The organism is Propionivibrio dicarboxylicus, assembly GCF_900099695.1.
GTDB classification, from domain to species: Bacteria; Pseudomonadota; Gammaproteobacteria; order Burkholderiales; family Rhodocyclaceae; genus Propionivibrio; species Propionivibrio dicarboxylicus.
The window spans coordinates 208,426-225,972 of sequence record NZ_FNCY01000003.1; the positions used below are offsets into that span (position 1 = coordinate 208,426).

At 63.8% G+C, this 17,547-nt stretch carries 18 protein-coding genes; 8 read left to right on the plus strand and 10 right to left on the minus strand.

Annotated elements, in window-relative coordinates; genetic code table 11:
• Positions 1 to 179 precede the first annotated feature (179 nt).
• From rho to BLR25_RS06020, 3 genes are all read left to right on the plus strand, one after another.
• Positions 180 to 1,436: a transcription termination factor Rho gene (gene rho / locus BLR25_RS06010; protein ID WP_091935269.1), complete on the plus strand. Its 1,257-nt coding sequence runs from the start codon at positions 180 to 182 to the stop codon at positions 1,434 to 1,436.
• A 118-nt stretch (positions 1,437 to 1,554) separates the two neighbouring features.
• Positions 1,555 to 1,770 (plus strand): 50S ribosomal protein L31, encoded by a 216-nt coding sequence (gene rpmE, locus BLR25_RS06015; protein ID WP_091935272.1) that lies wholly within the window; start codon positions 1,555 to 1,557, stop codon positions 1,768 to 1,770.
• Between the two features lie 94 nt (positions 1,771 to 1,864).
• Positions 1,865 to 3,574, plus strand: coding sequence for a glycosyltransferase family 39 protein (locus tag BLR25_RS06020; RefSeq protein ID WP_091935275.1), 1,710 nt, complete (start codon positions 1,865 to 1,867; stop codon positions 3,572 to 3,574).
• Between the two features lie 33 nt (positions 3,575 to 3,607).
• On the opposite strand, the gene orn is transcribed toward BLR25_RS06020, so the two are convergent.
• Complete coding sequence (gene orn / locus BLR25_RS06025) at positions 3,608 to 4,153, minus strand: oligoribonuclease (protein WP_091935278.1); 546 nt, start codon at positions 4,151 to 4,153, stop codon at positions 3,608 to 3,610.
• Positions 4,154 to 4,201: 48 nt separating this feature from the next.
• Between orn and BLR25_RS06030 the strand changes: the two genes are divergently transcribed.
• Positions 4,202 to 5,470 (plus strand): M48 family metallopeptidase, encoded by a 1,269-nt coding sequence (locus tag BLR25_RS06030; protein ID WP_091935280.1) that lies wholly within the window; start codon positions 4,202 to 4,204, stop codon positions 5,468 to 5,470.
• Positions 5,471 to 5,477: 7 nt separating this feature from the next.
• Positions 5,478 to 6,344: a ribosome small subunit-dependent GTPase A gene (gene rsgA, locus BLR25_RS06035; RefSeq protein ID WP_425438680.1), complete on the plus strand. Its 867-nt coding sequence runs from the start codon at positions 5,478 to 5,480 to the stop codon at positions 6,342 to 6,344.
• Between the two features lie 24 nt (positions 6,345 to 6,368).
• Here the strand turns inward: rsgA and BLR25_RS06040 are convergent, their stop codons facing one another.
• On the minus strand, positions 6,369 to 6,992 hold the full coding sequence (locus BLR25_RS06040) for a hypothetical protein (RefSeq protein ID WP_143009777.1): 624 nt from the start codon (positions 6,990 to 6,992) through the stop codon (positions 6,369 to 6,371).
• Between the two features lie 413 nt (positions 6,993 to 7,405).
• Between BLR25_RS06040 and BLR25_RS06045 the strand changes: the two genes are divergently transcribed.
• Complete coding sequence (locus tag BLR25_RS06045) at positions 7,406 to 7,861, plus strand: ProQ/FINO family protein (RefSeq protein WP_342718513.1); 456 nt, start codon at positions 7,406 to 7,408, stop codon at positions 7,859 to 7,861.
• A gap of 36 nt (positions 7,862 to 7,897) precedes the next feature.
• The gene (locus BLR25_RS06050; protein WP_091935289.1) at positions 7,898 to 8,227 is read left to right on the plus strand and encodes a hypothetical protein; all 330 of its coding nucleotides are present in this window, start codon (positions 7,898 to 7,900) and stop codon (positions 8,225 to 8,227) included.
• Positions 8,228 to 8,231: 4 nt separating this feature from the next.
• Here BLR25_RS06050 and BLR25_RS06055 read toward each other — a convergent pair whose 3' ends face one another.
• The 8 genes from BLR25_RS06055 to BLR25_RS06090 form a co-directional block, all read right to left on the minus strand.
• Entirely contained in the window at positions 8,232 to 8,738 is a 507-nt protein-coding gene (locus tag BLR25_RS06055) for a FixH family protein (RefSeq protein WP_091935292.1), read from the minus strand.
• Positions 8,735 to 10,069 carry a cytochrome c oxidase accessory protein CcoG gene (ccoG, locus tag BLR25_RS06060; RefSeq protein WP_342718514.1) on the minus strand — a complete coding sequence of 445 codons (1,335 nt, stop codon included), beginning with the start codon at positions 10,067 to 10,069 and terminating at the stop codon, positions 8,735 to 8,737. Before ccoG ends, BLR25_RS06055 begins: the two co-directional genes overlap by 4 nt.
• A 192-nt stretch (positions 10,070 to 10,261) precedes the next feature.
• Positions 10,262 to 11,194, minus strand: a complete 933-nt coding sequence (ccoP, locus tag BLR25_RS06065; RefSeq protein ID WP_091935298.1) for a cytochrome-c oxidase, cbb3-type subunit III — start codon at positions 11,192 to 11,194, stop codon at positions 10,262 to 10,264.
• Positions 11,191 to 11,388: a cbb3-type cytochrome oxidase subunit 3 gene (locus tag BLR25_RS06070; RefSeq protein WP_091935301.1), complete on the minus strand. Its 198-nt coding sequence runs from the start codon at positions 11,386 to 11,388 to the stop codon at positions 11,191 to 11,193. The genes ccoP and BLR25_RS06070 overlap by 4 nt, the downstream gene beginning before the upstream one ends.
• A gap of 5 nt (positions 11,389 to 11,393) precedes the next feature.
• The gene (gene ccoO / locus BLR25_RS06075; protein WP_091935303.1) at positions 11,394 to 12,008 is read right to left on the minus strand and encodes a cytochrome-c oxidase, cbb3-type subunit II; all 615 of its coding nucleotides are present in this window, start codon (positions 12,006 to 12,008) and stop codon (positions 11,394 to 11,396) included.
• Between the two features lie 18 nt (positions 12,009 to 12,026).
• Positions 12,027 to 13,451 carry a cytochrome-c oxidase, cbb3-type subunit I gene (ccoN, locus tag BLR25_RS06080; RefSeq protein ID WP_091935310.1) on the minus strand — a complete coding sequence of 475 codons (1,425 nt, stop codon included), beginning with the start codon at positions 13,449 to 13,451 and terminating at the stop codon, positions 12,027 to 12,029.
• A 374-nt stretch (positions 13,452 to 13,825) separates the two neighbouring features.
• Entirely contained in the window at positions 13,826 to 13,978 is a 153-nt protein-coding gene (ccoS, locus tag BLR25_RS06085) for a cbb3-type cytochrome oxidase assembly protein CcoS (RefSeq protein WP_091935312.1), read from the minus strand.
• Positions 13,957 to 16,428, minus strand: a complete 2,472-nt coding sequence (locus BLR25_RS06090; protein WP_091935314.1) for a heavy metal translocating P-type ATPase — start codon at positions 16,426 to 16,428, stop codon at positions 13,957 to 13,959. Before BLR25_RS06090 ends, ccoS begins: the two co-directional genes overlap by 22 nt.
• A 194-nt stretch (positions 16,429 to 16,622) precedes the next feature.
• Between BLR25_RS06090 and BLR25_RS06095 the strand changes: the two genes are divergently transcribed.
• On the plus strand, positions 16,623 to 17,546 hold the full coding sequence (locus BLR25_RS06095) for a bifunctional riboflavin kinase/FAD synthetase (protein ID WP_091935317.1): 924 nt from the start codon (positions 16,623 to 16,625) through the stop codon (positions 17,544 to 17,546).
• Position 17,547: the final 1 nt, after the last annotated feature.

Below are 17,547 nucleotides of genomic sequence, written 5' to 3' on the forward strand. Positions count from 1 at the left end.
GAAAGCTCGTTGCGACACCCTCCCGGGTTAAAAAAAGCGCACGCAGCTTTCAGGGATCCCCGGTTTCACCCCACGCTTCCAAGCAAGCGTCCCGGTTCTCCCCGACACCCCCTCCAGTGCGTTTTCAGGCATGACTGCCGGCGCATCGTGCATCCCTCTTACCGTCCCTTCGCACGCACATGCATCTATCCGAACTCAAAGCCCTTCATGTAAGCCAACTTCTCGACATGGCCGTCGCCAACGAGATCGAAGGCGCCAACCGCCTGCGCAAGCACGAGTTGATTTTCGCCCTGCTCAAGAATCAGGCCCGCAAGGGTGAGACCATCTTCGGCGACGGCACGCTCGAGACGCTGCCCGACGGTTTTGGTTTCCTGCGCTCGCCCGACACGTCCTATCTGGCCAGCACCGACGACATCTACGTCAGCCCCAGCCAGATCCGCCGCTTCAACCTGCACAGCGGCGACACCATCGAAGGTGAAATCCGCACGCCCAAGGACGGCGAACGTTACTTCGCTCTGGTCAAGGTCGATAAGGTCAACGGCGAATCGCCGGAAGCCTCCAAGAACAAGATCATGTTCGAGAACCTGACGCCGCTCCACCCGGAGCAGCCGATCAAGCTCGAACGCGACATCCGCGGCGAGGAAAACATCACCAGCCGCATCGTCGACATCATCTCGCCGATCGGCAAAGGCCAGCGCGGCCTGCTGGTGTCCAGCCCGAAGAGCGGCAAGACGGTGATGATGCAGCATATCGCCCATGCCATCACCGCCAACCACCCCGACATCAACCTGATCGTCCTGCTCATCGACGAGCGTCCCGAGGAAGTCACCGAAATGACGCGCTCGGTGCGCGGCGAAGTCGTCGCCTCGACCTTCGACGAACCGGCGACACGGCACGTGCAGGTCGCCGAAATGGTCATCGAGAAGGCCAAGCGCCTGGTTGAGCACAAGAAGGACGTTGTCATCCTGCTCGACTCGATCACCCGTCTTGCCCGCGCCTACAACACGGTGCAGCCGGCCTCGGGCAAGGTGCTGACCGGCGGTGTCGATGCCAATGCACTGCAGAAACCGAAGCGCTTCTTCGGCGCCGCGCGCAACATCGAGGAAGGCGGTTCGCTGACGATCATCGCCACGGCGCTGATCGACACCGGCAGCCGCATGGACGACGTCATCTACGAGGAGTTCAAGGGTACCGGCAACATGGAAATCCACCTCGACCGCCGCATGGCCGAGAAGCGCGTCTACCCCGCCATCAACGTCAACCGCTCGGGCACGCGTCGCGAGGAACTGTTGCTGGCGCCGGACGTGCTGCAGAAGATGTGGATTCTGCGCAAACTGCTCTACAACATGGACGATCTCGAGGCGATGGAATTCCTGCTCGACAAGATCAAGGCGACCAAGACCAACGCCGAGTTCTTCGATTCGATGCGTCGCTAAACAGCCTTTGATTGCAACTTGCAGAAAAATCAAGGATAATTCGCCGTTTTCCGGGGCCGGTCACCGAGAAACCAGGTTTTTCGAGCCGGCCAGACATGACCTACAGGAAGTCCCCAAGATGAAATCCGACATCCATCCCGAATACAAAGAAATCGAAGTCACCTGCTCGTGCGGCAACGTCTTCAAGACCCAGTCGACGATGAAGAAGGCGCTGCACATCGAAGTTTGCGCTGCCTGCCACCCGTTCTACACCGGCAAGCAGAAGATCATCGATACGGCCGGCCGCGTCGAGAAGTTCAACAAGAAGTATGGCGCGCGCGCCAAGGCCATCTAAGGTCTTTCCCGCCACGCGAGTTCACGCGGACTCAGCAAAAAGGCAGCCGCAGGGCTGCCTTTTTCATTATCGATAGCCCTCAACGACAACGGCCATGCCCTTTCTCCAGAACAATCCGCGTTTCAAGGGAATCTCCCTGCCGCCGAGCGGCTGGGCGCTGGCCATCCTGCTATCGCTCTACATCTTTACCGGCCTGATCGGCCACGACCCCTGGAAGCATGACGACGCCATCACCATCGGCGTCGCCTTCGACATGGCCAGCCAAGGCCACTGGCTGCTGCCGCAACTCGCCGGCCAGCCCTATCCCGACGCGCCGTTCTACTACTGGATCGCCGCCGGTTTCGCCAAGCTGTTTTCCTGGTTGCTGCCGGCGCACGATGCGATCCGCCTGGCCAGCGGCCTGTTCACGCTGCTCGCGCTCGAATTCATCCTGCTGGCGGCACGCGAACTGCACGGCAAGGAATTCGCCGCCACCGGGCCGCTGGTCCTGGCCGGCAGCCTCGGCTTCCTGTTCCACGCGCACGAAGCGCAGCCGATGCTCGCGGCACTCACCGCGCACACCGCCGCCTACTGGGCGCTGATCCTGCTGCCGCGCCAGCCACGGTTAGCCACACCGGTCCTCGGTGCCGCACTTGGCATCGCCTTTCTCGCCAATGGCCTGCTGCCGGTGCTGGCGCTGATCCCGGCGATCCTGCTGACGCTGCTGCTGTCCGAACAGCGCCTGACCGACGCACTGAGACTCGCCAGCAGCCTCGCGCTGGCGCTGGCGCTGTGCGCGCTCTGGCTGCTGCCGGCCCACCTCGCCGCGCCGGACTATCTCGCCGATTTCTGGCTGAACGAACTCTCGGGCCTCGCCAAGCCGCTGGCGGCGCTGCACAACCTGGCGCGCTATCTCAACCTGCTGCTGTGGTACGCCTGGCCGGCGATGCCGCTCGCCGCCTGGGCGCTGTGGGCACGCCGCCGCCAACTCGGGCAACGCCCGATCGCCCTGCCGGCACTGGCCTTCATCGCCACACTCGGACTGCTCGCCGCGTTCGTCGAAACCAGCAGCGCACCGGCATTGCTCCTGCTGCCGCCGCTCGTGCTGCTCGCCGTACCCGGCGTCGGCACGCTCCGGCGCGGCGCCGCCAACGCCTTCGACTGGTTCGGCATGGTGACCTTCACCTTCTTCGCCGCGGTCGTCTGGGTCGCCTGGTGCGCGATGGTCTTCGGCTGGCCGGAACGCCTGGCGCGGCAGGTCGTGCGCATCGAACCCGGATTCGTCGGACACTTCGGCCTCGTCGCTGCCGCCTTCGCCGCGCTGATCACGCTCGCCTGGCTCTGGCTGATCGTCACCACCCCGCGCTCGCCGATGCGCGGCACGATGCACTGGATGTGCGGCGTCAGCCTGTTCTGGATGCTGCTCGCCGCGCTCTGGATGCCGTGGATCGATTACGGCAAGACCTATCGTCCGGTGTCCGCCTCACTCGCCAAAGCGCTGCCGAAAAATGTCGATTGCATTGCCAACGTCAACCTCCCGAACGCGACGTTGGCCATCCTCAATTATTTCGATGGCATCACCACGGTGCCGCAGGACAGCGATGCCAGCCGGCATTGCCACCTGCTCCTGATGCAGGGCGATCCGAAAGACGCCCGTGCGCTGCAGACGGCCGGTTGGCACCCGATCTGGCTCGGACACCGTCCGAGCGACCGCCATGCCAGCGACAAGCTCCACCTCTACCGGCGCCAGTCGCGCGCGACCTCGGCCGACGCGCTCGGCGACATCGCCATCAGCGACAGCCAGGACAACGCCGCCCGCCGCTGAGGCGAGGGCGGCGCCATTGCCCGCCCGCCAGTCTTAGAGCTTGAGGAAGTTGTCGCGGTAGTACTTGAGTTCCTCGATCGACTCGCGGATATCGGCAAGCGCCGTGTGATCGGCCTTCTTGACGAAGCCGGCCGCCACCTCGGGCTTCCAGCGCTTGCACAATTCCTTGAGCGTGCTGACGTCAAGGTTGCGATAGTGGAACCAGTCCTCGAGCTTCGGCAGGTAGCGGACCATGAAGCGACGGTCCTGACCGATCGAGTTGCCGCACATCGGCGTCGCCCGCTGCGGCACGTACTGCTGCATGAACGCCAGCGCTTCGGCCTCGACCGCGGCCTCATCGAGCGTCGAGGCACGCACGCGCTCGATCAACCCCGACTTGCCGTGCGTCTTCTTGTTCCAGTCGTCCATTGCGTCGAGCTGTTCGTCCGACTGGTGCACCACCCACACCGGCGATTCGGCGACGGTCTCCAGATTGCTGTCGGTGACGATCATCGCCATTTCGATGATGCGCTCGCGCTCGGGGTCGAGGCCGGTCATTTCCATGTCCAGCCAAACAAGATGATTCGCGTCCTGTGCCATATAATCTCCGCTTCCTAGAAATATTCAGTCCGTATTTTCTCACACCGCATGGCCAATCCCTTGCTCAGTCCATCCTCCCTCGCGTTCTCCCTCATATTCTCCGCCGCGCTGGCACTGATGATCGCCATCCGCGTCTGGCTGGCACTGCGCCAGATGGCGCATGTCAAAGCCCACCGCGCGGCGGTACCCGAACAGTTCGTCGGCCGCATCGCGCTCGACGCGCACCAGAAGGCCGCCGACTACAGTTGCGCGCGCACCCGCTTTGGTCTTGTCTCGCTCGGCGTCGAGACGCTCGTGCTGCTCGCCTATACCTTCGGCGGCGGTCTGCAGGCCCTGCATGACTTCTGGTCGCCCCGCCTCGACGGACTGCCCTACGGCGTCGCGCTGATCTTCAGCGTCATGGCGATCTCGGCGGTCGTCGATCTGCCCTTTTCACTCTATGCCCAGTTCGTCATCGAGGAACGCTTCGGCTTCAACCGCATGACCGCCCGGCTGTTTTTCCTCGATCTCATCAAGCAGACGGCGCTCGGTCTCGTCATCGGCACGCCAGTGCTGCTCGCCGTGCTCTGGCTGATGGCGCAGATGGGACCACGCTGGTGGCTTTATGTCTGGCTGTTCTGGTGCGGCTTCAACCTGCTGATCCTGTTCGTCTACCCGACCTGGATCGCTCCGCTCTTCAACAAGTTCGCACCACTTGACGACGCTGCCTTGCGCACGCGTATCGAAGCCCTGCTGACGCGTTGCGGCTTCGCCTCGTCGGGACTCTTCGTCATGGACGGATCGAAGCGCTCGGCGCACGGTAACGCCTACTTCACCGGTTTCGGCAAGAACAAGCGCATCGTTTTCTTCGACACCTTGCTCAATCGCCTGCAACCCGCCGAGATCGAAGCCGTGCTGGCGCACGAACTCGGCCACTTCCGCCATCGCCATGTCATCAAGCGCATCGTCCTGCTGTTCGGACTGTCGCTCGGTTTTCTCGCCCTGCTCGGCGATCTGATGCGCGAGACCTGGTTCTATCAGGGACTCGGCGTCGACGCCCAGGGCACGGCGCTGGCACTGATCCTGTTCTTCATGACGGTACCGATCTTTACCTTTTTCCTCACCCCGGTCATGAGCGGACTGTCGCGCCGGCACGAGTTCGAGGCCGACCGCTATGCCGCAGAGCACGCCTCGGCCGACGAACTCATCCGCGCGCTGGTGACGCTCTACGAGGACAACGCAGCGACGCTGACGCCCGACCCGTTGCACTCGTTGTTCTACGACTCCCACCCACCGGCGGCGCTGCGCATTGCGCAACTCGCCCGCCATGCACGGTGAGCGGCGCGTGAAAGAGAGCGGAACGATCGTCGCCGCCCACGGGCGGCAATACCGCGTCGAACTCGCGTCCGGCGAACTGCTCAACTGTTTTACGCGCGGCAAGAAAAGCGACGTCGCCTGTGGCGACCGTGTCGAGATCGCACGCAGCGGCGACGGCCAGGGCGTCATCGACGCCATCGCCCCGCGCCAGTCGCTGCTCTATCGCTCGAACGCCTTCCGCCAGAAGCTGATCGCCGCCAATGTCACGCAGATCCTGATCGTCGTCGCGACCGAACCTTCTTTCTCGGACGAACTCATCACCCGCTGCCTGGTGGCGGCGGAAAGCCAGGACCTGGCCGTTCGCATCCTGCTCAACAAGTGCGACCTGGAAGCGCCGCTCGCCAGCGCACAGGCCCAGCTCGCGCCCTTCGCGCAACTCGGCACCCCGATCTTGCCCTTGTCGGCACGTCAAAGCGTCGACACTCTGCGCCCACTGCTCGAAGGCCATACCAGCGTACTGGTCGGTCAATCCGGCATGGGCAAATCGACGCTGACCAACGCGCTCGTTCCCCATGCGCAGGCAGCGACCCGCGAAATCTCCGAAGCCCTCGATTCGGGCAAGCACACGACGACCCACGCGACACTGTATCGCCTGAATGCCGAAACGGCACTGATCGATTCGCCGGGACTCCAGGAATTCGGCCTTCACCACCTGAGCGCCGAAGGCATCGAGCAGGGCTTCCCCGAATTCCGCCCGCACCTCGGCCAGTGCCGCTTCCGCAACTGCCGGCACGAGCGCGAGCCGGATTGCGCCATTCTCGCCGCCCTGGAACGCGGCGAGATCGACCCACGCCGCTACGCCGCCTTCCTCCGGTTACGCGCCGAAACCGCCTGAAGGCACGAACCTGGACCGGGCGTCTTAGCGCTTGCCGGCCGGCGGCGGCATGTCCATGACGCTGACGCAGCGTTTCAGGATCACCGCCTGTTCCTCGGGCGACTTGCCCGCCAGATCGCAACTGAAGGCATCCGACGCCTTGGCTTTCGCGGGTGCGGGTTTTGGCGCCTCCGCCTTCGGGGCTTCCGCCTTGGGCGCTTCGTTCTTCGCAGCGACCGGCTGCTTTTCGGCGGCGACGGGTGCCTTGTGCGCAGCTGCCGGTGCGACGGGTTTGGCAGGCTCGGCAACCGGTTTCGCCGCCGCCTCTGCCGGTTTGGCCTCGGTCGGCGCTTTGGCAGCCTCCTCCTTGGCGTCGCTCTCCGACTTTGCCGCCAGCGCCGTCTTCATGGCCTCGACCTGCTGGGCAAGCGCCGCCAGTTGCGCCTGCTGCTCGCCGGCCACGCGCCCGCGTTCCTTCAATTCCTTGCGCACCGTCGTCAGTTCCGACTGCAGCGTGCGCGTCTTCACGGCGAAATAGATTTCTCCGCCGATCAGTATCAACACGAACAAGCCGGCAACGCCGGCGCCAATCATTGGGGCAAACCTCGCTATCAAACCGCGCAGTCCCGGCGAATCGTCTTCCGTTGTGCCGTTCTCTTCAGCCGCCATCGCCTTACTCCCTGATAATGCGGCGCGCATCGGCCGCTTGACGAGATAACGCCCAATTCGACCAAGGCTTTAGGGTGTGTTCTCAATTAACTGCCGGATTGCGTTGCACCCTACGCTAGAGCGGCTGCAAGGCGCGGGTCGCAGCGAAGGGTCGTTCCCTTCGCAAGAGGCGCATCGCGTTGTTACCGGAGGCTTGCGTGGATGGCCATGCGGCGTATCCGCCGCCTAGCGATGCGCCTCGCCAGATCCGTGCGCAACCAACGCTTAATTGAGAACACACCCTATGGTATGCCTGTCAAAAGCGCCGAAGAATGTGAAAAAAGACACAGTGTAGCCACCCCACCGCACCAGCGGCAGCAACAAGCCCAAGCCGAAACGAGAGCGGTCGTGGTAAGCTCCGGCCATCATTGACATTGCTGACCGATTCCCTCTTCCCGACCATGACGACCGACAGTACGCCCGCAGCCAAGCCGGCTCAGGACCCGCGCGCCCTGCTCAAGAAACTCCACGAAACCTATCCGGCCTTCCGCGACCACGCGCCGCTGGCGATCGGCATCGACAAACAGCTGCTGGCCCGTCAATCCGACATCGAACGCAAAGCCTTGCGCATTGCGCTCGGCATGCACACCAACTCGCTGCGCTATCTCAAGACCATGGAAAAGGCGACGCAGCGCGTCGACCTCGACGGCCAGGTCGTTGCCGAGGTGACCGAGGAACACCGGCAGCATGCCGCCGAAACCCTGCGCGAACGCTTCCGCAAGGATGCCGAGCGACGCAAGGCGCAGCGCCTCGCCGAAGAACAGGAACGCCAGCGCACGCAAAAGCTGAATCAGCTCGTCGAGAAATTCGGCAAGCCTCGCTCGTCCTGACCGGGATTCGGCCTACCCCGCCCAACGCAAAGGTCCGTGCGAATTCACATCGACGAGGCCTCGCCGGGCGTCCTTGAGCATCTGGCGGCGCGACACCTGGGTGCTTGCGCCGCATCGGACGACGCGCTGCTGGCGAAATTGGCAACACATTACCCTGTCCTGCAGCAAGACGAGGAGCGCGCAACCTGGACCGTCGCGATCGCCGCACCGACGCGCAGTTTCACCGGACAGACCGAGCGGGCCGCACTGCTACGCGCCTGCCTGTCGCGCTGCTGCGGGGATTTCTTCGAACTCGACGAAGACTGGATCGCCGACCAGCTGAATTACCGGACGCTCTGGTCGAACGCCGCGCGCTGCGCGGAATAAGCGCTTATTTCGGCAAGACCAGGACCGGCGCCTTATCGACCAGCCAGTCGCCGGTCAGGCGCCACATGCGCCCGTCATCTTCGATCGAGAGCCGCCAACGCCCCGACAGCGGCCGCTCCAGACGACCGGAATAGAGATCGCCGGCCTGGCGCTGCAGGGTCAGCACCTGATCCTCACCCGAACGCGTCGGATGCATCAGGCGCAGCGACAAGGTCTCGGGCAGCGTCGTTCCGGCCTGCCCCGCGCGTAACATCACCCGCAATTCGTGGCCGCCCAGCATCACTTGCGCCTGCAATCCGAGCCGCGCCGCCGCCTGATCGCGCGCCGTCGTCTGATTGATGCCGAGACCCTGCTTGTAATAGTCGTCGGACACCAGTCCGTCGTTGCTGCGCAAGGCCAGCACCAGCGTGACGAAGCCGGCGACGACGACAATCGCCGGACCGGCCATCAGTAGCCACGGCCAGCGGTGGCGGTACCAGGGAAGCGACGGGGATGACGTGTTTTCGTTCATGGCAGATAGAAAGTGGTTTTCTCATGGACGGCGATCTTGGGCGCGCCCTCCGCACGGAGTTCGAAGACGACCGGGTTGGAGCCCTTCTTGCCCTTGCCTTCCTCAACGCTCGCCACCGCCGCCACCGTCTTGTTCGATGCGCCCGGAACCTCGATCGTGGCGCCGCTTTCCAGCCGGATGCCGTCGATGCCAGACACCTCGATCTGGTAGCGATGCGGCGCTTCGTCGGTATTCATGACGCGCAGGGTGAAGACGTTCTCGATGCGTTCGTCATCGCCTTCGCGGTACAGCGTCGAGCGGTCGCGCAACACGTCGACCTTGAGCGGAACGCGCGTCGCCAGACTCCAGCCGGCCGCCACGACGATCAGCACGAGGATGGCCGAATAGACCAGCGTCCTTGGCCGCATCAGATGCTGCAGGATGTCGCGTGCGCCGTAATGCTTGGCCATCGCGTTCTCGGTCGAGTAACGGATCAGGCCGCGCGGCAGGCCGATCTTGTCCATCACCGAGTCGCAACCGTCGATACACGCGGCGCAGGCGATACATTCGTACTGGAGACCGTTGCGGATGTCGATGCCGGTCGGGCAGACCTGCACGCAGACGCCGCAATCGACGCAGTCGCCGAGGGCTTTTCCACCGGCATCACCCCCCTTGCGACGCTGCCCGCGCGGCTCGCCGCGTTCGGCGTCGTAGGTGATGACCAGCGTGTCCGGATCGAACATCACACCCTGGAAGCGCGCATACGGGCAGAGATACTTGCACATCTGCTCGCGCATGAAGCCGGCCATGAAATACAGGAAGCCAGAATAGAAGAACAGCCAGAAGACTTCCCAGCCGCTAACGCCGAAGGATCCGACGGCGCTCGCCAGTTCGCGGATCGGCGTGAAATAGCCGACGAAGGTGAAGCCCGTCCACGCGGCCACGACCAGCCATGCCGCGTGCTTGGCGACCTTGAGGCCGAGCTTGCGCGCCGACATCGGCTGCCGATCGAGCTTCATCCGCGCCGAGCGGTCGCCTTCGATCTTGCGCTCGATCCACATGAAGATCTCGGTGTAAACCGTCTGCGGACAAGCATAGCCGCAGAACAGCCGCCCGCCGATCGCCGTCGCGAGGAACAGCAGATACGCCGAGATCACCAGGAGGACGGCGAGATAGATCGCGTCCTGCGGCCAGAACACCATGCCGAAGACATAGAACTTGCGTTCGGCGAGATGGAACAGTACGGCCTGCCGCCCGCCCCAGTCGAGCCAGCAAGCGCCGTAGAAGAAGAACTGGGTGAGGAAGACCATGATCCAGCGGGCGTTGTTGAAGGTGCCCGAAACGCTGCGCATGTAGATGGTCCTGCGCTTTTCGTAGAGCCCCCCGGCCCCTGTGGCCTGACCGGAGGGTTTTCCGTCCGTATTCATGTCGATGCAGTCCGCCAAAGTTGGAATATCACTTTACGCTACTATTTGGCGCAATTGAGGCTTGCAGGAGAAAAAACGGGGCATTCGCTGCCCCGTATATGCCATTGTCGCGACCGTTCAGCGTTTCTCGCCGCCCGAACTCAGGTTGAACACATAGGCGGCCAACAGGTGGACCTTGCCTTCGCCAAGAAATTCCTTCCACGCCGGCATCTGGTTGGTCCGACCCGCCGTGATCGTTTCGATGATCTTGGCTTCGGAACTGCCGTAGAGCCAGGTCTTGTCGGTCAGGTTGGGCGCGCCGAGCGCTTGCTGGCCCTTGCCGTCCATGCCGTGACAGGCGAAGCAGACGGCCTTGAAGCGCGTCTCGCCCTTGGTCGCGAGATCCGCATCGTGCTTGAGCCCCGACAGCGAGCGCACGTAATTGGCAAGCTCCTTGGCGCCGGCCTCGCCGCCGACCGCGTCGGGGTTGCCGCCGTAGGGCGGCATCATGCCGGTGCGGCCATTGCTGATCGTCTCGACGATCTGTTCGGGCGCGCCGCCCCACTGCCAGTCCTTGTCGGTGAGGTTCGGGAAACCCTTGTCGCGGGAGCCCTGACCGGTCGCGCCGTGGCACTGGATGCAGTAGGTCTGGAACAGGCGCCCGCCCATTTCCATGGCTTCCTTGTCGGCGGCCACGGAGGCAAGGTCGAGCTTCAGATACTTGTCGAAGAGCGGCTTGAGCTGCGCTTCGGCTTTCTCGACTTCCATCTTGTGCGCGCCGGTCGAGGTCCAGCCCCAGATGCCGGGGAAGCGCCCAAGCGCCGGATAGAGTGAAACATACGCCAGCGCGAAGAAGACGGTCAGGTAGAACAGCCACATCCACCAGCGCGGCAGCGGGTTGTTGTATTCCTGCAGCGTCTCGTCCCAGACATGCCCGGTCGTGTCGGTGGTCTGCTCGCTGCTGCTGTGGTGGATGCTCTGGAACCAGAGGAAGACACCGCAGGCAACGACGCTGACCAGCACGATCAGAATGACATACCAGTTCCAGAACTCATTGACAAAATCGCTCATGATGTTTTCCTTTGTTCGTTGCGCGAAGCCAGGCCGCGCTCGGCCATTTCAGCTTCGATGTCGGCGAAGGGGAGTTGGGCCGCTTCCTCGAAGCGCTGCCGGTTCTTGCGTACCCCGTACGCCCACCACACGATGCCCAGAAAGGTCGCGAAGGAAACGACCGTGACGATGGATCGCAGTTCGTTGATATCCATGGCGATCACTTCACACCCTTGAGTTCGACCCCCAGCCCCTGCAGGTACGCCACGAGCGCGTCGAGTTCGGTCTTGCCCTCGACTTCCTTGGCGGCGCCGGCGATCTGTTCGTCGGTATAAGGCACGCCGACCTTGCGCAGCGCGCGCATCTTGTCGGGTGCGCTGGCCGCGTCGGCCGGCGTCTTGGCGAGCCAACTGAACGAGGGCATGTTCGACTCCGGCACGACGTCGCGCGGATTGATCAGGTGGGCACGATGCCATTCATCCGAGTAACGTCCGCCGACGCGGGCGAGATCCGGACCGGTACGCTTCGAACCCCACTGGAAGGGATGGTCATAGACGAATTCGCCGGCGACCGAATAATGGCCGTAGCGCTCGGTCTCGGCGCGGAACGGACGCACCATCTGCGAATGGCAGAGGTAGCAGCCTTCGCGGATATAGACGTCGCGACCGGTGAGGCGCACCGCGTCATACGGCTTGAGGCCGTCGACCGGCGTCGTCGTCGATTTCTGGAAGAACAGCGGAACGATTTCCAGCAGCCCGCCGACGCTGACCACCAGCACGGTCAGCACGATCAGGAGGCCGATGTTGCGTTCGATCGAATCATGCGTCAATTTCATTTTGTCCTGTCCTCCCCGTTAGGCGTGATGACCGGCCGGCAAAAGCACCGGCGCATCTTCGGTCAGGCCGCCCGCCATCGTCTTGAACATGTTGTAGGCCATGATCAGCATACCGGTCAGGAACAGCACGCCGCCCATCAGGCGGATGCCCCAGAACGGATACGAGACCTTGACCGATTCCACGAAGCTGTAGGCGAGCGTGCCGTCGGCATTGACCTCGCGCCACATCATTCCCTGCATGACGCCGGCAATCCACATCGAAGCGATGTAGAGCACGATACCGACCGTCGACACCCAGAAATGCACCGTGATCAACTTGACGCTATGCATTTCGGGTTTGCCGAACAGACGCGGCAGCAAATAGTAGATCGTGCCGATCGACACCATGGCGACCCAGCCGAGCGCGCCGGAGTGCACGTGACCGATGGTCCAGTCGGTGTAGTGCGAGAGCGCATTGACCGTCTTGATCGACATCATCGGGCCTTCGAAGGTCGACATGCCGTAGAACGACAGCGAGGTAATCAGGAACTTGAGCACCGGGTCGTCGCGCAGTTTGTGCCAGGCGCCCGACAAGGTCATGATGCCGTTGATCATGCCGCCCCAGGACGGCGCCAGCAGGATCAGCGAGAAGATCATGCCAACCGACTGGGTCCAGTCCGGCAGCGCCGTGTAGTGCAGATGGTGCGGACCCGCCCACATGTAGGTGAAGATCAGCGCCCAGAAGTGCACCACCGACAGGCGGTACGAATAAATCGGGCGGTCGGCCTGTTTCGGCACGAAGTAGTACATCATGCCGAGGAAGCCGGCGGTCAGGAAGAAGCCGACGGCATTGTGACCGTACCACCACTGGATCATCGCGTCCTGCACACCGGCATAAGCCGAGTAGGACTTGGTCAGCGACACCGGGATCGCCGCGCTATTGACGATATGCAGCAGCGCCACGGCGAGGATGAAGCCACCGTAGAACCAGTTGGCGACGTAGATGTGCGTGACCGTCCGCTTCCAGATCGTGCCGAAGAAGACGACGGCATAGGCCACCCAGACGACGGCGATGAGGATGTCGATCGGCCATTCGAGTTCGGCGTATTCCTTGCCGGACGTCATGCCGAGCGGCAGCGTGATCGCCGCCAGCAGGATCACGACCTGCCAGCCCCAGAAGACGAAGGACGCCAGCTTGTCGCAGAACAGCCGGGTATGACAGGTGCGCTGGACGACGTAGAAGGAACTACCCATCAGGGCGCAGCCGCCGAAGGCGAAGATCACCGCATTGGTATGCAGCGGCCGCAATCGCCCGAAATGCAGGAAGCCGATATTCAGTTCCGGCCAGACCAGCTGGGCGGCGATGATCACCCCGACCAGCATGCCGACGATGCCCCAGATCACGGACATCACGGTGAATTGCCGAACCACCTTGTAGTTATAGGCAGACTGGATTTCCGACATGGACCCACCTCGCTTTCAAATGAAACGGTTTATGCCATTCACTTTAACACGCGTGCATGGCATGTTCAGATGCACACTATAGTCCCGACCCTGCATCGTCAAGCAATTCACAAGGACTTTCGTGGCCCGCAGGCCGACGAACAACCCTTCGCGCACAAGTGGTATTTGACCACAAGGATTGACATGCATCAATTCAAAACCTGCATCACACAAATCCTGTAACCCCTTAGATGTGCCAATAGCGCAACAAAACGCCTGGAACACTCACGCTTCCCTAGCAATTGATCTATGTCAATTTCAAACCTGCCATTGAAATACCCACGTCAGCCCAAAGGCTTTCGCGAACGCGGAGATTCACGCGGCCGGCCCCGACCTCACTTCCTGACGCCATCGTCATCGCGCAGGACGCGGTAACCGGGCCCTTCGAGGTCGTCGTACTGACCGCTGCGCAGCGACCACCAGAAGGCCGCCCCGATGATGAAGACGAGGACGACCGAGAGCGGAATCAGGAGATAGAGGATTTCCATGGCTTTTCGTGACGCTCCGACCGCTGCAAGCGCAATGAGTTCAATACGACGAGCAAAGAACTGCCGGACATGCCGATTCCGGCCAGCCACGGCGTCACCCAACCAGCCATCGCCAGCGGCAACGCGACGATGTTATAGACGAAGGCCCAGACAAGATTTTGGCGGATGATCGCGAGACCGCGGCGTGCCAGCCGGTAGGCCTGCGCCACCGCCGTCAGCCGGTCCGAGAGCAGGACGAGGTCGGCCTGCGTCCGCGCCAGCTGCGAGCCGCTGCCCATGGCCACCGACACCTGGGCCAGCGCCAGCACCGGCGCATCGTTGACACCATCGCCGACCATCGCCACGACCGCCCCGTCGGCTTGCAGGCCACTTACATAGGCGTGCTTGTCCTGCGGCGAAGCCTCGGCAATCACGGTCGCAATGCCAAGAGCATCGGCAACGCGGCGAGCCACGCGCGCCGAATCGCCACTCAGAAGCACGAGCTCGCGCCCATCGGCGCGCAAGGCGGCCAACATCGCCGCCGCTTCGGGACGCACCGCGTCGCCGAGCCGGAAAAGCGCCAGCCAGCCGGTATCGTCGCCAAGCGCGATCACCGTGTCGTCGCTCTGTGCAAACGCTGCCGCTGCCTCGGGCAAGGCTTGCCCGTGGATTTCGCCGACATAGGCAAGCCGCCCGATCCGTACGGCGCGCCCGTCCATCCGTGCCGACATGCCGGCCCCCGGCACGCCGGCGACCTCGCTGACGTCCGCCAGCGGCATGCCGGCGGCCGCCTGGCGCAGCGCCCGCCCGAGCGGATGTTCCGACGCCTGTTCGATGCTCGCCGCCAGCGCCATGCACGCATCGCGATCGCGTTCGCCGAGCGGCAAGGTGTCGAGCAGGCGCATCTCGCCAGTGGTCAGCGTGCCGGTCTTGTCGAAAACGAAATGTGTCGCCCGCGCCAGCGTCTCGATCGCGTGCCCACGCGTTGCCAGCACCCCCAGGCGCGCCAGCGCGCCGCTGGCGATGGTCAGCGCCACTGGCGTCGCCAGCGAGAGCGCGCACGGGCAGGTGACGACCAGCACCGAGACAGTCACCCACAGCATGCGCGCCGGATCGACAAAGCTCCACGCCACGGCAACGGCCGCTGCCAACAGGAGCAGCACTTCAAGAAAACGCCCGGCGATGCGGTCGGCAAGCGCGACGAGCTGCGGCTTTTCCATCGCCGCGCGTTCCATCAGGCGCAGGATCGCCGACAGCCGCGTCGCCTCGCCGATCTGTTCGACACGGAAATACAAGGGACTATCGACATTGACGGCGCCGCCGGTCAGCGCATCGCCGGGCGCCTTGGTCACCGGTGCGCTCTCGCCCGACAGCAGCGACTCATCGACGCCGCTCGTCCCTTCGAGCACGCAACCGTCGGCGGGAATCGTCTCGCCCGGGCGCACCAGTACGACGTCCTGCGGCGCCAGGTCATCGACGACGACGCGCTCGACCGTGCGCACCGCCGGAAAACCCGGCACGCGCGCGGCGAAAGCCGGGCGCAAGCGGGCCAGCGCTTCGGTAACGCTGACCGCGCGCTGGCGTGCGGTCATTTCGAGATACCGCCCGCCAAGCAGGAAAAAGATGAACATCGTCACCGAGTCGAAATAGACCTCGCCGCTGCCCGACAGCGTCGCCCACAGACTGGCGGCGAAGGCGGCGCCGACGCCGAGTGCCACCGGCACGTCCATGCCGACGCGACGCAGGCGCAGGTCGCGCAGCGCGCCGCGGAAGAAGGGCGCCGCCGAATAGAGGATTACCGGCAGCGTCAGCACCAGGCTCGCCCAGCGCAACAGCGCTTCGATATCGGCACTCATCTCGCCCTCGCCGGCGAGATAGGCCGGTACCGCGTACATCATCACCTGCATCATGCCGAAGCCAGCGACGAACAGGCGCCACAAGGCCGAACGCCGCTCGCGGTGGGCGAGTGCCTCCTGCCGCGCAACGTCGTAGGGATGGGCGCGATAGCCGATGGCGACAATCGCGGCCAGGATATCGGACAACTGGAGGCGCGTTTCGTCCCAGCGCACGCGGGCGCGCCGCGTGCTGTAGTTGATGTCGACGCCGGTGACGCCGGGCAGCGCCGCCAGATGGCGTTCGTTGAGCCAGATGCAGGCGGCGCAGGTGATGCCTTCGATGATCAGCGCCGCCTCGCGCTCGTGTTCGCCGAGGGCTCGCACGAAACTCTTCTGGAAATCGGCGTGATCGTAGAGCTTGAGGTCGTCGAGCACCCGCGGCATCGCCTCGCGCGGCGATTCAGGCAGCGCGTCACGTTGGCGATAATAGTCGGCCAGTCCGTTGGCGACGATCGCTTGCGCCACCGCCTGACAGCCGATGCAGCAGACTGCCCGTGCCTCGCCGTCGATCGTCACCGACAGGTCGACGCCGGCCGGAATCGGCAATCCGCAGTGATAACAACTCGCCTGACCCATCCTCACCCAATCCATGAAGGCGGCGCACAAAGCGCCGGAAATCCGGCTGAACCACCGCCGGCCCCGCCCATCGACCGCCCGGAGTATAAGTCAGTTCCGTCTGTCATCACGCCCTGGCAGTGCGCCGGGCGCCCGCCCAAGCCCCGTCAAACCCGTTATAATTCAGGCTTTTTCCGTTTTTCCACAACCCTCCGATGCTCGTTTTCCGCGGCTTTTCCCGACCGGCTCCGGCACCGACGGTCCTCACCATCGGCAACTTCGATGGCGTCCACCTCGGCCACCGCGCGTTGCTGCGGAAACTGAAGGACCACGCGGCTGCCACCGGCCTGATGCCGGCGGTGCTGACCTTCGAACCGCACCCGCGCGAGTTCTTCGCCCCCGACAAGGCACCGACACGCCTGTCGAGCCTGCGCGAGAAGCTCGAACTGATCGCCGCCGAAGGCATCGACTTCGCCTGCATCGGCCGTTTCAACGCTGCGCTGGCAAGTATGGACGCCGAAGCCTTCGTCGAGCGCCTGCTGGTTGACGCGCTGCGCGTCGGCCACCTGATCGTCGGCGACGACTTCCGCTACGGCGCCGGTCGCCGCGGCGACTTCGCGCTGCTCGAAACGCTCGGTCGCCGTCACGGATTCACCGTCGAAGCGCTTGGCGGCGTCCAGCAGGACGGTCTGCGCCTGTCGAGTTCTGCCGTGCGCCACGCACTGGCGGACGGCCGCATGGAAGACGCCGCCCGCTTTCTCGGCCGCCCTTATGTCATCGACGGACGCGTCGTGCGCGGCCAGCAACTTGGCCGTCATCTCGGCGTGCCGACCGCCAACATCCGCGTCAAGCACCGCCGGCCGGCGCTCGGCGGCGTCTATGCCGTCAGCGTCGATGGCCTGCCCGACGGCCCGCACCGGGGCATCGCCAACATCGGCTACCGGCCGAGCGTCGACAACACGACACGGGCGCTGCTCGAAGTCCATCTTTTCGACCTCGACCGCGACCTCTATGGCGCCCATCTTTCCGTCCGCTTCCTGCACAAGATCCGCGACGAGCGCAAATTCGCCGATCTCGATGCGCTGAAGCACCAGATTTCCGAAGACCTCCTTTCCGCACGACAGTATTTCACGCACTGAT